This is a genomic window from Nonomuraea sp. NPDC050022 (genome assembly GCF_044460705.1).
Taxonomy (GTDB): domain Bacteria; phylum Actinomycetota; class Actinomycetes; order Streptosporangiales; family Streptosporangiaceae; genus Nonomuraea.
This window is the reverse complement of sequence record NZ_JBITKE010000001.1, coordinates 315,141-329,737: the sequence shown is the minus strand read 5'-3', so window position 1 is coordinate 329,737 and position 14,597 is coordinate 315,141. Positions and strand designations below refer to the sequence as shown.

General features: G+C 69.7%; 16 protein-coding genes. 4 read left to right on the top strand and 12 right to left on the bottom strand.

Features of this window, described 5'->3' with window-relative positions:
- The first annotated feature begins 31 nt into the window (after positions 1–31).
- Entirely contained in the window at positions 32–1,591 is a 1,560-nt protein-coding gene (locus ACIBO2_RS01510; protein WP_397294772.1) for a penicillin-binding transpeptidase domain-containing protein, read from the top strand.
- A gap of 84 nt (positions 1,592–1,675) precedes the next feature.
- Here the strand turns inward: ACIBO2_RS01510 and ACIBO2_RS01505 are convergent, their stop codons facing one another.
- The 5 genes from ACIBO2_RS01505 to ACIBO2_RS01485 form a co-directional block, all read right to left on the bottom strand.
- Entirely contained in the window at positions 1,676–2,470 is a 795-nt protein-coding gene (locus tag ACIBO2_RS01505; RefSeq protein ID WP_358550883.1) for a haloacid dehalogenase-like hydrolase, read from the bottom strand.
- On the bottom strand, positions 2,471–3,097 hold the full coding sequence (locus ACIBO2_RS01500; RefSeq protein ID WP_358550882.1) for an HAD family hydrolase: 627 nt from the start codon (positions 3,095–3,097) through the stop codon (positions 2,471–2,473). It abuts the gene before it with no gap.
- Between the two features lie 113 nt (positions 3,098–3,210).
- Positions 3,211–3,663 carry a DUF2690 domain-containing protein gene (locus ACIBO2_RS01495; protein ID WP_358550880.1) on the bottom strand — a complete coding sequence of 151 codons (453 nt, stop codon included), beginning with the start codon at positions 3,661–3,663 and terminating at the stop codon, positions 3,211–3,213.
- A 97-nt stretch (positions 3,664–3,760) separates the two neighbouring features.
- Positions 3,761–4,273, bottom strand: a complete 513-nt coding sequence (locus ACIBO2_RS01490; protein ID WP_358550878.1) for a DUF6912 family protein — start codon at positions 4,271–4,273, stop codon at positions 3,761–3,763.
- Positions 4,274–4,304: 31 nt separating this feature from the next.
- Entirely contained in the window at positions 4,305–4,949 is a 645-nt protein-coding gene (locus tag ACIBO2_RS01485) for an HAD family phosphatase (RefSeq protein ID WP_358550876.1), read from the bottom strand.
- A gap of 139 nt (positions 4,950–5,088) precedes the next feature.
- On the opposite strand from ACIBO2_RS01485, the gene atpB reads away from it, so the two are divergent.
- Positions 5,089–5,880, top strand: a complete 792-nt coding sequence (gene atpB / locus ACIBO2_RS01480) for a F0F1 ATP synthase subunit A (protein ID WP_357949131.1) — start codon at positions 5,089–5,091, stop codon at positions 5,878–5,880.
- On the opposite strand, the gene nagZ is transcribed toward atpB, so the two are convergent.
- The 6 genes from nagZ to ACIBO2_RS01450 all read right to left on the bottom strand — a co-directional run bounded on the left by nagZ (position 5,877) and on the right by ACIBO2_RS01450 (position 11,074).
- Positions 5,877–7,091: a beta-N-acetylhexosaminidase gene (nagZ, locus tag ACIBO2_RS01475; protein WP_358550874.1), complete on the bottom strand. Its 1,215-nt coding sequence runs from the start codon at positions 7,089–7,091 to the stop codon at positions 5,877–5,879. The genes atpB and nagZ overlap by 4 nt on opposite strands.
- Before the next feature lie 174 nt (positions 7,092–7,265).
- Complete coding sequence (ptsP, locus tag ACIBO2_RS01470) at positions 7,266–8,978, bottom strand: phosphoenolpyruvate--protein phosphotransferase (RefSeq protein ID WP_358550872.1); 1,713 nt, start codon at positions 8,976–8,978, stop codon at positions 7,266–7,268.
- On the bottom strand, positions 8,975–9,235 hold the full coding sequence (locus ACIBO2_RS01465) for an HPr family phosphocarrier protein (protein WP_357949124.1): 261 nt from the start codon (positions 9,233–9,235) through the stop codon (positions 8,975–8,977). Before ACIBO2_RS01465 ends, ptsP begins: the two co-directional genes overlap by 4 nt.
- A 74-nt stretch (positions 9,236–9,309) precedes the next feature.
- Entirely contained in the window at positions 9,310–9,756 is a 447-nt protein-coding gene (locus ACIBO2_RS01460; RefSeq protein WP_358550870.1) for a PTS glucose transporter subunit IIA, read from the bottom strand.
- 11 nt (positions 9,757–9,767) lie between these two features.
- Positions 9,768–10,031 carry a PTS glucose/sucrose transporter subunit IIB gene (locus ACIBO2_RS01455; RefSeq protein WP_263655705.1) on the bottom strand — a complete coding sequence of 88 codons (264 nt, stop codon included), beginning with the start codon at positions 10,029–10,031 and terminating at the stop codon, positions 9,768–9,770.
- An 8-nt stretch (positions 10,032–10,039) separates the two neighbouring features.
- The gene (locus tag ACIBO2_RS01450; RefSeq protein WP_397295697.1) at positions 10,040–11,074 is read right to left on the bottom strand and encodes an SIS domain-containing protein; all 1,035 of its coding nucleotides are present in this window, start codon (positions 11,072–11,074) and stop codon (positions 10,040–10,042) included.
- Positions 11,075–11,190: 116 nt separating this feature from the next.
- Here ACIBO2_RS01450 and ACIBO2_RS01445 point away from each other — a divergent pair, with 116 nt between their 5' ends.
- Complete coding sequence (locus ACIBO2_RS01445; protein WP_225295901.1) at positions 11,191–11,931, top strand: GntR family transcriptional regulator; 741 nt, start codon at positions 11,191–11,193, stop codon at positions 11,929–11,931.
- A gap of 24 nt (positions 11,932–11,955) precedes the next feature.
- A complete protein-coding gene (locus tag ACIBO2_RS01440; protein WP_358550866.1) occupies positions 11,956–13,278 on the top strand; it encodes a PTS transporter subunit EIIC in 1,323 nt (440 codons plus the stop codon).
- On the opposite strand, the gene ACIBO2_RS01435 is transcribed toward ACIBO2_RS01440, so the two are convergent.
- Positions 13,275–14,492 carry an SMI1/KNR4 family protein gene (locus tag ACIBO2_RS01435; protein WP_358550864.1) on the bottom strand — a complete coding sequence of 406 codons (1,218 nt, stop codon included), beginning with the start codon at positions 14,490–14,492 and terminating at the stop codon, positions 13,275–13,277. The genes ACIBO2_RS01440 and ACIBO2_RS01435 overlap by 4 nt on opposite strands.
- Between the last annotated feature and the right edge of the window lie 105 nt (positions 14,493–14,597).

The following is a 14,597-nucleotide window of genomic DNA, read 5'->3' as shown; positions in this document are numbered from 1 at the left end:
CCGCATGGGGTCACAAAGGGGGACAATCTTCATGAATCTTCAGCCAGAATCGCCGCCCAGGCGAAAACGCCGATGGCCGTGGATCACCGCCGCCGTGCTGGTTCCCGCCGTCGCGGCGGCCGGCACGATCTGGGTGCTGCGTACGAAGGGCACCCCGGAGGAGACCGCGGACTCGTACCTGTCCGCCTGGTCCGTCCAGAACTATGCGCGGATGCGGGAGCTCGTCGCCGACCCGCCCGCCGACTTCGAGCGCTGGCACCAGCGCTTCCGCGCCGACCTCAAGCTCACCGGCGCGACCTTCAAGCGCGACGCGGCCGCCGGCCCGGCTGGTGTGATCGCTTTCCACGCCGGTCTCACCGGCCCGAAGAGCTGGACGTACGACGGCAAGCTCAAGCTCGTCGAACGCGGCGGCGAGTGGAAGGTCGACTGGACCCCCGCCGCCATCAATCCCTCGCTCAAGCAGGGCAGGTCCCTGCGGCTGGTCACGGAGAAGGCCGCGACGGTCCCGGTGCTGGCGGCCAACGGCAGCCGCGTCGACACCCCGGACGCGCCCGGCTCGGTGCTGCAACTCGTCGAAGGGCTCAAGCAGACCTATCCGGACCGGCTCGCCGACGGGCAGTCCCGCAGGATCGACCTCTACCAGGGCGATCAGTTCCTCCAGACCATGGTCAAGCCGGCGGCGCGGACGCCGCTGCACACCACGATCGACCTCAAGGTGCACCGGGCGGGCGCCGCCGCGCTCGACGGCGTGCGCAAACCGGCCTCGCTGGTCGCCGTCCGGCCGTCGACCGGCGAGATCCTGTCGGTGGTCAACAAGCCCGGCGGGTTCAACCGGGCGCTGCTCGGCAAGTACCCGCCCGGCTCGACGTTCAAGGTCGTGACGGCCTCCGCGCTGGTCGCGGACGGGGCGAAGGCGAACGAGCAGGTCGAATGCCCGCCCGAGCAGAACATCGGCGGCTTCCCCTTCCACAACGCGGGCTTCCACGACTACGGCAGGCTCTCCTTCCGCGACGCCTTCGCCCACTCGTGCAACACCACGTTCGGCGCCATGGGGGTGGCCAAGCTCGGGAACGGCCGGCTCGCCGAGGTGGCCGGCGCCTTCGGCTTCGGCTCCGCGATCACGCCGGGCGTGCCGGCGGTGAAGGCCGAGTTCCCGGCGCCGAAGGACGACACCGACCTGGCCTCCGCCTCGATCGGCCAGGGCAGGGTGCTGGCCAGCCCGCTCAACATGGCCTCGGTGGCCGCCGCCATCGCCGACGGCTCCTGGCGCCCGCCCCGGCTGGTCGCCCAGGAGCTGGTGCCGGACCGCACCCTCCGGCCACGCCCCTTGGAGGACGGCGTGGTGCGGGCCCTGCGCGAGCTCATGCCCGCGGTCGTCACGGACGGAACCGCCCAGGCGGTGCGGTTCCCCTCCGGTACGGCCGGCAAGACCGGGACGGCGGAGTACGGCTCGGGCAAGGAGCCGCCGGCGCACTCCTGGTTCATCGGCTACCGAGGGGACCTGGCGTTCGCGGTGATCGTGGAGGGCGGCGGCGCGGGCTCCGCGGTGGCGGCCCCGATCGCGGCCCGCTTCCTCAGCGCGCTGAGCTGACGCGCGGCCCGGCTGACGTGCGGCCCAGCAGACGTGCGGCCCAGCAGACGTGCGGCCCGGCAGACGTGCGGCCCGATGGTCAGGTCAAGGGCTGACCGGTCTGCGGTCGACCGGCGTGGTGAGGCCCGCGACCGCGGCCACCACCTCCGAGGCGTTGGACAGGTCGGGCAGCACGAGGTCGGCCCCGGCCTCGCGCAGCTCGCTCGCCATCGACCGGCCCGAGGCCACCCCGATCATCGCCGCCCCGCCGATCTTGGCGGCCTGCACGTCACGCGTCGAGTCGCCGATCACCACGGTGTTGACCGCGGTGAACGGCATGCCGAAACGCGCCTTGGCCCGCCCTTGGGCGACCTGGAGCAGCGTCGCCTTGGGATAGACCTCCTCGCCGTAGCCACCGAGCTCGAAGTCGACGTGCTTGTCCAGCCCGAACGCCTTGAGCTTGTGCACGGCGTTGCTCTTGATCGTGCCGGTGAGCACCGACTGGACCACGCCGTCGAGCCCGGCGACGGCCTTGAGCGCCTCCTTGGCCCCCGCCATCACGTGGCCTTCAGTGGCCAGCCGCTTACGCCGGTCGGCGAAGGCCATCGCCAGCGCGGACAGGAATCTCGGCAGGGTGTCGTCCTCGGTGACGATGCCGTTGACCGCGAGGGTCTCGAAGACGATCTCGGAGTCGGGCCGGCCGCGCGCCGGCGCCAGCTTGAGCAACGGACGCCCCGTCACGGCGCGGAACGCCTCGGCGTAGGCGTCCCTGGTCACGATCGCGACGTCGACCAAGGTGAGGTCGATGTTCCAGAGCACAAGGCGTTTGATGGCGACCTCCTGTGGGGGATCCAGCCAGGGTACGGCTATCTGGCCGCCGAAGGCTGCCTGCTGGGGCATTCAGGCATAGGTGAGGGCTTGCGCGAGGGTGTCGACGACCGGCAGCCCGGTGGCCTCCAGCTCGGCGCGCGTCGTCATGCCACCGGTGTAGAGGACGGCCCTGGCGCCCACGTGCTTGGCGGCGAGCCCGTCGTCGACGCTGTCGCCGATCACCAGGATCTCGCCGGCCTCGACCTCGATGGCCTCGATGTGCGCGGTCAGATGCGCGGCCTTCTCGCCGCCGGTCAGCCCCACCAGGCCGTCGACCCTGGTGAAGTGCCGGGTGATGCCGAAGGACTCGATCAGCGGCACCAGGTGGGTGTGCGGGGCCATCGAGCAGAGCGACTGGGTGCCCGTCCAGCTGGTGAGCGACAGCTCGGCGTCGGCGGCCAGCCCGCAGGCGACGCTGAGGCGGAAGTAGTGCTCATGGAAGCCGTTGTCGAGCAGCTCCCACTCGCCCTCGTTGAGCGGGCGGCCGAGCAGCCGCTCGTAGGCGACCCAGATGGGCCGGGTGTAGACCGCGCGGAAGTCGTCAGCGGTCAGCGGCGGCAACTCGTACGACCGGAAGACCTCGTTGGTGGCCCCGACGACGGCGTCGATGTCGTGGAACAGCGTGCCGTTCCAGTCCCAGATGATGTGCTTTGTCATGTCACGATCAGTTTAACGGGCGGGTGTGACATCCCGGTGAACGGCGAAGCCGCAGCCCGTTGGCCGCGGCTTCACCCGTGACTGCGGGTCAGACCCGCACTACAGAGGTGTGGCTAGCCGCAGGCCTTGGCGGTGCTGCCGGCGCCGTTCTGGCCGCCCCGGCCGCCGTTCCACTGGACGCTGGCGCCGCCCCAGGCGCACATGTTGTTGGCAGAGAGCATGTTGCCCCAGTGACGGCCGCCGTTGCCCTTCTTGAAGGCGAACCGGTCGTACCTGCCGTCCTCGGTGTAGACGCTGATGCTGCCGGACGCGGACGTGGCCGTCTTGATCTCGATCCAGTTGGTCTTGCACCTGCCCGACCACCAGAGCTGGATCGTGCCGACCTTGCCGTTGGCCCGGCTGTTGATCGAGCCAGTCTTCACGATCTTGGCTGAGTTGCCGCAGCCGGTCTGGTAGGGGTCCTTGTGGTCGTACGGCTTCGCGGTCGCCTGCGCACTGGCAGGAGAGATCGTGAGCAGGGCCGCCGCCACCGCGCCGACCGCGATGGCCGTCACTCGAAACTTCACTGGAACCGACTCCTTGGGTTCGGGATGGGGATCCGTCTGGACCATAGCGAGAAGTTTCAAGAAATGGTCAAGGCACTGTGAGCTATTTAACGTATACCTAACGTGTCTGAAGCAGATCGGGGATCTCCTGCGTGGCGAACCACATGAGCTCGTGCGCCTCGGCGCCGTCCACGGTGAAGCGGGCGTCGTCGTCGCCTTCGTCGGCGGCGGGGAGGGCGGCGACCGCGGCCTGGATGTCCGGGATCGCGTAGAGGTCGTCGACGTGGACCGCGTCCACCTTGCCCAGCGGAACCGGCGCCGTCACGCGCACTCGGGCCCGTTCTTCCAGGTCGGAGCCGATCGAGAGCGTGCCGTCGGGCACCTCGGCCACGACGACCACGCGCCGGGAGGACGCCTCGACGCCGTCGGCGCGGTCGGCGGCCAGCCGGCGCAGCGAGGCGCGGGCGGCCTCGGTGAGAGCCACGTATTCGAGCTCCTCGGTGTCACCCGAGGCGTACCACTCGGTCAGCGCGGGGGTCACCGCGTAGCCGGTCAGCGGGGCCGGGCCTAGCTCCCCCGCCTCGACCGCTCGGGCCAGCGCGGGGAGCGTGCACGGCAAATAGACGCGCATCACGAACCTTTCACAGCGTGCAAGGGCTCTATCATGCCCGTCGCAACGGAAGTTGGAGCAGAGTCTCGAGCTCCGCGATGGTCGAATCGGCGTCGCGGTGGTGGATGCCCGCCATGCCGAGGCCCCGCGCGGCCAGGATGTTGACCTCGATGTCGTCGATGAACACGCACGCCTCGCCGGGCAGCCCGACCCGGCCGAGCGCGTGCTCGAAGATGCGCGGCTCCGGCTTGCGCATGCCGACCTCTCCGGAGATCACTACCGCGTCGAAGAGCTCGTCCCAGCCGTCCCGGGGATAGACGTTGGACCATGAGTTGGACAGCAGGCACGTCTTGACGCCGTTGCGCTTGACGTCGCGCAGCATGTCGTACATCACCTCGACCCGCTCGAAGCCGGCGAACATCCGCTCCAGCAGCCCCTCGGCCTCGGGCGAGACCCCGTCGACGGTCAGCAGCCGGGCGGCCAGGTCGCGCTCGAACGCGGCCCCGTCGATCTCCCCGCGCTCCAGCGCGTTCACGACGCTCTCCTGCTCGCCGCCGTAGGCCTGGTCGATCAGCTCGCGCATGACGGCTCGGTAGTGGCGGTCGTCGATGCGATCCGCCTCGATCCACTTGCCGATGGAGACAGAGAGACTGGTGGTGAGCACGCCACCCCAGTCGATCAGCACCCCTGTGATCAAGGCCCCTCCTTGGAATCCCGTTCTAGGGTAGTTGAGCGTCGCACATCACCCGCAGACCCACATAAACCCCGGATAAAGGGCGGCCAAATTCCCTGGCTATCGTGAGGGTCCATTGAGCTGACCCCATGGAGGGACCGCCGTGCGCACGACGATCCTGATCACCTCGGATGAGTTCAAAGCTCCTGGTACGGAGCTGTTCGATTTCGACCCGATACTCCCCGGCGGGCCGGAATGGCTGACCAAGCCCACGCTGCTCGCCCTGCTCTCCTCGATCATCGTCATCGCCCTGTGCTGGGGCGCCTTCGCCAAGCCGAAACTGGTCCCCCGAGGCTGGCAGAACCTCGGCGAGTACGCCTACGTGTTCGTCCGCGAACAGGTGGCCAAGCCCAATCTCGGCAAGGACGCCGACCGGTGGATGGGCCTGCTCCTCACGATCTTCCTGACCGTGCTGGTCTGGAATCTGATGGGCGTCGTCCCGTTCATCCAGTTCCCGGTCGCCGCGCACATCGACTTCCCTCTCGGGCTGGCGCTCAGCGTGTACGTCGTCAAGGTCTTCCTCGGCGTCAAGCACCACGGCGTGCGCGGCTACCTGAAGGGCGTGGTGTACCTGGAGGGCCTACCCGGCTGGGCCTACGGCATCTACGCCCCGCTGATCCTCGCCGAGACCTTCATCAACTCGCTGTTCACGCACTTCATCCGGCTGTTCGCGAACATGTTCGCCGGCCATCTCCTGCTGGCCTTCTTCAGCTCGGTCGGTTTCTGGTTCCTGTTCGAGCGGCTCACCGTGCTCGGCGCGGGCATCGGCGTCCTCGGCGTGGCGATGACGATACTGATGACCGCGTTCGAGATGTTCATCCAGTTCCTGCAGGCGTTCCTGTTCGCCCTGCTCGCCGCGATGTTCATCGCCAGCGGGCTGAAGGGCTCGCACTAACGCGCGGCGCGGGCGGCCACCTTGCGGTGTTCCGTGCTGCGGAGCACCTTGGCCGCCTGCGCGGCCGACGCCACGGGCGCCTTGGGCAGCAGTCCGCGGGCCTGCTTGAGCTTGAGCAGCCGCGTCACCGACTGGTCGAGCCGCTCCTGCGAGATCTTGCCCGACTTCACCGCCGCCAGCACCGCGTTGTAGGCCACGGGCAGGTTGTTCGGCATGAGCAGCAGGTCGGCGCCCGCCTGGATGGCCCGTACGGGGATCTCGGCGTCGCTGTACTTCTTGCGCACCCCGTCCATGTTGAGCGCGTCCGTGGAGATCACGCCCTGGAAGCCGAGCTTGTTACGGAGCAGTCCGGTCAGGATGGGCTTGGACAGCGTCGCGGGGTCGCGTGACGCGTCGAGCTTGGGGAAGACGATGTGCGCGCTCATCACAGCGTCGACACCGGCGGCGATCGCGGCCTTGAACGGCGGCGCGTCGATCCGCTCCCACTGCTCCTTCGTGTGCTTGATCACCGGCAGTCCGGTGTGGCTGTCGATGTTGGTGTCGCCGTGGCCGGGGAAGTGCTTGGCGGTGGCGGCTACCTTGGCGTCGTTGAAACCCTTCACCGACGCGGCCACCATCTTGGCCACCTCACCGGGCTGATCGCCGAAGGCGCGCTTGCCGATGACCGGGTTTCTCGGGTCGATGTTCACGTCGGCGACCGGGGCGAAGTCGAGGTTGACGCCGACCGCGCGCAGCTCCTCGCCGGTGGCCTTGGCCACGGACCGGGCGACCGCGGTGTCCTTGGTCGCGCCTATGACCGAGGCGCCGGGGAAGTCGGTCATAAGCGCGCCCATCCTGGACACCAGGCCGTTCTCCTGGTCGGTGCCGATCAGGAGTGGCACGTCCTTCGACGCCTGCTGCAGCCCGTTGGTCAGGCCGACGACCTGGCCGACACTCTGGATGTTCGCCGGGAAGAGGATCACGCCGCCGAGATGGTATTTGGCGACCACCTTGGCCGGGGTCTGCGCACCATACCTCGCCTGGTTCTCGCCCGACACGCTACCGGGGCCCGTGCCGTACAGGACGGGCATGAACAGCTGGCCGACCTTCTCCTCCACGCTCATCTTCGACAGGACGCCCGGCAATCCGCTGCCCTGGCCGGCCGACGACGAGCTCTGCTGAACCGTGGACGGAGGCGCCACCTCCGGCCGGGTCGCCGGAGCCGCACCCACCGGGCCGCCACCTCCCCCGGCGCATGCCGCGAGAGCCATCACGAGGAGCCCAGCCGTGCCTGTCCGTCGAAACATGCTCTCAAAGGTATCCATGCCGCGGGACCCCTGAGCCACACAGCCGACAAATGCCCTCTTCCTCCCGGTCCTGTCGGAGCCCCAGCCCTCCCGGTCCGGTCAGATCCCCAACTCGACGAGGCCCGGCAGGTGGGAGCGGGCCGCCGCGCGGGCGTGCGCCGCCGTAGCCGCTCCCCGCGCGGCCTGGGCGGCGAGCTGACACTGGTCGAGTGTGTGCGCCCCCAGCCCGGTCCGTACGGCGGGCAGCGCGGCGGCCCCCATGGACAGCGTGGACACCCCGAACCCCACGAGCACGCAGGCCATCGCCGGATCGGCGGCCGACTCCCCGCAGACGCCGCACGGTTTGCCGTTGTCGGAGGCGGCCGTAGCGGTCATGGCGACCAGGTCGAGCAGCGCTGGCTGCCACGGGTCCTGCAGCGAGCCCAGCGCGGCGGACTGGCGGTCGGCGGCGAAGGCGTACTGGGCCAGGTCATTGGTCCCGATCGACACGAAATCGACCACGGTGACCAGGCTCTCCGCCCGCAGCGCCGCCGCCGGGATCTCGATCATCACGCCTGCCTGCGGGAGCCCCCTGGCGTGGCAGGCGTCGACGAACCAGTGGGCCTCCTGGGCCGTGGCGACCATCGGAGCCATCACCTGGAGCTCGGCCGCCGCCGCACTGGCCCGCACCGCACCCGATTGGTTCACCGCCGCCGCCACGGAGAGCGCTTCCAGCTGGGCGGCCATCACCTCGGGGAACCTCTCGAACAGCCGCACGCCACGCTCGCCCAGGGCCGGGTTCGGCTCGGGCGCGGCGGAGGGCAGGAACGCCAGCGGTTTGTCGGCACCGGCGTCCAGCGTCCGCACCACCACCTTTCCGCCGGGAAACGCGGCCAGCGCCGCCCGATAGGCCGCCTCCTGCTCTGCCACGGACGGCGCCTCGGTCCGCCCGAGGAACAGGAACTCGGTCCGGTACAGCCCCACACCCTCGGCCCCGGCGGCCAGCGCCGCGTCGAGATCGTCCGGGCCACCGATGTTGGCCAGCAGTTGCACCCGGAAGTCGTCCCGGGTCCGGCCGGGACCGCCGGTCGTCATGCGTCGCCGCCTGGCCTCGTGCGCGCTGACGTGCCGGGCGATGTCGGACTCGGTGGGCTCCAGCCGTACTTCCCCGGTGTTGCCGTCGACCAGCATCCGAGTGCCGGCCGGGATCTCCGTCGCGCCCGGACAGGCCACGACGGCGGGCACGCCCATCGCCCTGGACAGGATCGCGGTGTGGCTGGTCGGCCCGCCCGCCTCGGTCACGAACGCGGCCACGGCGTCCTTCGACAGCAACGCGGTGTCGGCGGGCGCCAGATCGACGGCGATCAGCACATAGGGCTCACCCGTGCCCGGAACGGGTGGCGGGGCCGGCAGGGGGTGGCCCGTGAGGCGGGCGATCACGCGGTCCCTGATGTCGTCCAGGTCGGCGACCCGCTCGCCGAGGTACCCACCCGCACTCACCAGCATGTCCCGATATTTCGCGAAAGCTTGGTAAACCGCCCGGGGAGCCGCGACGCCCTGGTCGATCAGGGCCTTGACCCCCACCACCAGCCCGGGGTCCTCGGCGATCAGCGCCTGGGCCTTGAGGATCTCCTTGGCCTCGCCGCCGGCCCGGTTGCCCCGGGCCTCCAGCTCTCCCGCGACCTGTCCGAGCGCCGCCACCGCGCGTTCGCGCTCCGGCTCCGGCGGACCCTCGTAGGTGGAGCCGGCGGGGGGTTCGGGGACGGCCCCGGTCAGCACGTAGGCGGGCCCGGTCCCGATCCCCGGGCTGACCCCGGCCCCCCGCAGGTTCATGGTGTCCCGGCGATCGCCGCCAGTGCGTCGAGCACCTCGTCGGCGCCCTCGCCCTCGGCCTTGATCACGATGTCCTCGCCCTGCCGGACGTCCAGCCCCAGGATCTGCAGGATGCTCTTGCCGTTGACGGGCTGGCCGGTCACCCCCTTGCTCACGGTGATGTCCATCGGGGCCTTGACTGCGGTCTGCACGAATGTCGCCGCCGGGCGGGCGTGCAGGCCCACTTCCGCCGCCACGGTGACCTTGCGCTCGGCCATGTACTCCTCCTTGTCCAACCGGTCCGGACCACCCGACCCCGGCACCTACCCAAAGTTTCGGCCCATGGCTCTCTTCAGTCCCACAGGAAAAGCTCGTCGCCGGCGTGCACGGGCCCGCCGGCCATGGCCGTCACCGCACCGGCGGGCGCGTCGAGCGCGACCACCGGGCAGACCGGCGAGCGGCCACCGGCCTCGATCGCGGCCGGGTCCCAGGCCACCACGGGCTGGCCCGCGCGGACCCTGTCGCCCTCGGCCGCGAGCAACTCGAAGCCCTTCCCCTTCAGCTGGACCGTGTCGATGCCCAGATGCACCAGCACGCCTTTGCCGTCATCCCCGACGATGACATAGGCATGCGGATGCAATTTCATGATTTTCCCGGATATTGGGGCTACGGCCTTGCCGGGTTCCCGCGCCGGATCGATCGCCGTTCCCGGCCCCACCATGCCCGCGGAGAACACCGGGTCGGGCACCGCCGACAGCCCCACGGCCACCCCCTCGACCGGGGCGAGAACAGTCGTCATGGTCTCGCCCTCTAGCCGATGATGTCCTCGATGTCGCTGGCGATCGTGTCCGCCTCGGGCCCGACGACGACCTGCACCACGTTGCCCGCGGCCATGACGCCGTGCGCCCCCGCCGCCTTGAGCGCGGCCTGGTCGACCTTGGAGACGTCACGCACCTCCGTACGCAACCGGGTGATGCACGGTTCTATGTCGATGATGTTGCCCGCACCGCCGAGCCCCGCGATGATCGCGCTGGCATCAGCCGCCATCCGTCCTCCTCGTAACGTTACGACCAGGCTAAACGTCAGTCGGTCTGGGTCACCTTGTTGAGCCCGCGCGGCGCGTCGGGGTCGATGCCCAGCCTCCGGGCCAGCGCCTCGGTGAGCAACTGCCCCGGCACGATGAGGCCCATGGGCGCGACCCACTCGGGCAGATCGGGGCCGTTGAGCGCCGCCGTACCCGCGTGGGCCAGCGCCGGGCCGCCGCCGATGGTGAAGGCCGCGGCGCCCGCCGCGACGACGCGCTCGGCGAGCGCGACCGTACCGGACAGCGTCGGGCTGTTCTCGGCGGCGACCAGCAGGGCGGGGGTGTCGGCGTCGACCACGGCGATCGGCCCGTGCAGCAGGTCGGCGTACGACAGGCCCATGGCGTGCAGGTAGCACGCCTCCTTGAGCTTCAGCGCGGTCTCCAGCGCGGTGGAGAAGGCCAGCCCGCGCGCGGAGACCACGGCGCCCTGCTTGTCGGCCAGGCCCTCGACGACCGCGTCGAGGTCGCCCGGCTCGGCGATCAGCTTCTCGACCGCATCCGGGACCCGCTGCAGGTCGGCCGCGTCCACGTCGGCGCCGAGGCCGAGCGCGAGCACGGCCAGCGCGGCGAGTTGGGTGGTGTAGGTCTTCGTGGCGGGGACCGCCTTCTCCTCACCCGCCAGCGTGCACAGCGCCAGGTCGGCGGCCTGGGCGAGCGGGCTGTCCGGGCCGCCGTTGGTCACGCCGACCGTACTGGCGCCACAGTCCTTGGCCCAGGTCAGCGTCTCGACGATCTCCTCGGTCCGGCCGGACTGCGAGATGGCGACGGCCAGCACGCCGTCGAGGTCCAGCTTGCGCTTGTACGTCGTCGCGACGGACGGGGCGGCGAGCGCGGCCAGCCGCCCGGCGTGGGCTTCGACCAGGTAGCGGCCGTAGACTGCGGCATTGTCGGAGGTGCCACGCGCGATGAACAGGAGCTGGCGGGTCCGCTCGCCCAGTGCTCTCACCTCGTCGACCCTGGGGAGCAGGGAATCGAGCGTGGCCCGCAGCGCCTCAGGCTGCTCGGCGATCTCGCTGCGCATCTTGGTGGTCATCATCCCTCAAATCGTTACCGGGCAGACTTGACCCTGTTTTGCGACATGTGGTCTAGTCCGGACTAGACCAGTACGAACCATAGCCCATCGCCCAGGTCAGATCGAGGGGAGGATCCGTGGCGCACATCGATCCGGACAGCCCGGTGCCCAAGTACTTCCAGCTGCGCGAGATCCTGCTGGACCTGATCGACAGCGACGAGCTGAGCATCGGCGCCGCCATCCCGTCGGAGCGCGAGCTCTGCCAGCGCTTCGGCCTCTCCAGGATGACAGTCCGGCAGGCGGTCGACCACCTGGTGTCCGAGGGCCGCCTGCACCGGGTGCCGGGCAAGGGCACGTTCGTGGCCAGACCCAAGATCGAGCTCGCGCTGCAGCTCACGTCGTTCAGCGATGACATGCGGGCGCGCGGCATGGAGCCGGGCTCGCGCGACCTCGACCGGCGGGTCGTACGCGCCAGCGCCCATCTGGCCAAGGAGCTGGGCATCCAGCCGGGCGAGGAAGTGCACTTCATCGAGCGGCTGCGCACCGCCGACGGCGAACCGCTGTCCATCGAGCGCGCGCACATCCCGGTCAAGCTCGCGCCCGACCTGGCCGAGCACGACCTGTCGGGCAGGTCGCTCTACGAGCTGCTGGAGAGCCGCTACGGGCTGGTCATGGACGCCGGCGAGCTGACCATCGACGGGGGCATCGCCGATCCGAGCGATGCCGACCTGCTCAAACTCCCCCGGGGCGGGGCCGTACTACTGTTGCAGCGCAGATCCTTCTCCGGCGGCATCTGCGCGGAGCTGGGCGTGTCCACCTATCGCGCGGACCGCTACCAGCTGCGCACCATTCTGGAAATGCCCACCAGACGGGGCTGAGGGCCCGACCCGGAGGAACGCCCGGTGAACGAGACCACCGCCGCCAGGCCTTCGCCGTTCTCACGCGTGATGAACGTGCTCCAGCGCCTGGGCCGCTCGCTCATGCTGCCCATCGCCGCCCTGCCCGCGGCCGCGCTGCTGCTCCGCTTCGGCCAGCCCGACATGCTCGGCTCTAACGGCGCCGAACCGGGCGGCCTGGCCGACGTGGCCGGCTTCGGCTGGATGAACCAGGTCGCCGAGGTGCTGGCCGCCGCCGGTGCGGCGCTGTTCGAGAACCTGCCGCTGCTGTTCGCGGTGGGGGTGGCGATCGGGTTCGCCCGCAAGTCCGACGGCTCGACCGCGCTCGCCGCGGTGGTCGGCTACCTGGTGTTCGACCGCGTGACCAAGGTGATGTTCTTCGGCTCGGCGATCAGGGACACGGTCCTGATCAAAGCGGTCCAGCCCCAGGGCAGCATCAAGGAGATCATCAACTACGGCATGCAGAACCCCACCCAGGTGCTCGGCGGCATCATGATCGGGCTGGTCACCGCCATGCTGTGGCAGCGCTTCCACCGGATCAAGCTGCCGTCCTGGCTGGCCTTCTTCGGCGGGCGCCGGTTCGTACCCATCATCACCTCGATCGTGGCGCTGCTGCTCGGCGTGCTCATCGGCTGGGTGTGGCCGATTCTCGGCGAGTGGATCGGCCACGCGGGCGAGGCCCTGACCACACTCGGACCACTGGGCACCGGCATCTACGGCCTGATCAACCGGCTACTGATCCCGCTCGGTCTGCACCACTTCGTCAACTCGATCGTCTGGTACGTGGTGCCGCAGTGCCAGGTCGGCGGCCAGGTCCTCGGCGGCGACTGGAACTGCTATTTCGGCGGCGCCCCGCACTCCGGCCAGTTCATGGCCGGGTTCTTCCCGATCATGATGTTCGCGCTGCCGGCCGCCGCGCTGGCCATGTGGCGGGCCGCGCCCCCGCACCGGCGGGCGGCCGTGGGCGGCATCATGCTGTCGGCCGGGCTGGCCTCGTTCGTCACCGGGATCACCGAGCCGATCGAGTTCGCGTTCATCTTCGTGGCACCCGTGCTGCTGGCCGTACACGCTGTGCTGACCGGACTGGCGATGGCGCTCACCACGCTCATCGGCGGGCAGCTCGGCTTCGGCTTCTCGGCGGGATTGCTGGACATGCTGCTGAACGCCAGCAAGTCGAACACCCACAACCTGCCGGGCATCCTCCTGCTCGGGGTGATCTATGGGGTGGTCTATTACGTGGTGTTCAGCTTCCTCATCCGCAAACTGAACATCATGACCCCGGGCCGCGAGCCCGAACCAGACGTCGATTCGGGCGAGCCGCCCTCTTAGCTCCTGGGCGGATCGTCATAACTGGTGACCCAGTCCGTTGAGCTCGGCCAGTCGCGTTCGGGGCGGTGGGGGTGGATACCGACGACGGCCAGCGGCGGCAGGTCATCGAGTTCCGACAGCTCCCGCCATTGGTCCTGGGTCACCTCCAGGTACCGCAGTCCCTTCAGCTCGGTCACCGTGGCGATGTCGGCGACGGGCGCCGCCGCGATGTCCAGCGCCCACAGGTTCGGCACCGTACGGAGCGGAGCCAGCTCGACGGGTCGCGCGCAGGTGATCGACAGCGAACGCAACTCCCGGTTTCGGGCCGGCGCCGTCAGGTCGGCCGACTCCACATCGAGCTCCAGATACTCCACCGGACGGTCACCGAGCAGGGTCAGATCGGGCGAACCCTTGCTCGACAGCGCCAGCGAACACACCTCGGGCACCACGGCGAGGAACGCGCAATCCTCTACGTCGACCACCCGCACCTCCTGCACCCGTGGACCGGCCCGCATGGCCCGCTCCCGGGAGGGCGGGTCGTCGCTGTACGTGGCATGCTCGACGGGCAGCTGCGGCAGGTCCGCGTCGATCCACAGGCTCTCGTCGTGACGGCGGTAGTCACCGCGTTCCAGCGCTTCCACCAGACGGCGCAGGAACGTGGTCACCGAGTCGGCGATGTACGTCGGCTCTGTCGTGTAGTCGACTCCGACCGAGATGACCTGCCCGGGACGACCGTTCGGGCCGGGATCCATGTCCACGGCGAGCCAGTTGCCGCCGGTGTCGAAGGCGAACCGGATCCAGCCCAGGCGCAGCGACGACCTCAGGACGGTGTTCGGGGGCTGGGCATCGAACACCGTCCGGCGCCAGGGCTCGTACTGCCACTCCCGCCCGATGTCGAACCACTCGTCATCCTGGTCGCCGATCTCGGCGAGGGAGAGCCACGGGTGCCGGTCGAACAGCGCATTGATCAGGTCGCCGTCACCGTCGGCGATGCCGTACAGCGCGCGGAGGTCCGGAGGCAGCGTAACGCCGAATCTGTCCTCCACCGCGGCGAGGTCCTCCTCACTCGCGGGCTCGGGGAGCTCCTCCTCGTATCCGAGGATCCGCGCCATCAGCCGCCGGTAGGAGTGGAAGAGCCGCACCGCCTCGTCCGGATCGCCGGCGGGAACCGCGGACTCAGGCGCCCCTTCCTGCTCGTCACCCCGATCGGGCAGGACGAAATCTTCATCGATCACATAAAGGTGCGGCGCCTTATGCCGGGAGGACTTCGCCATGCCACCGCAACCTAGCAGCCGTCCCCGACATACTGATCATCTCCGCACGTTTGGTGGTCTGTCCCT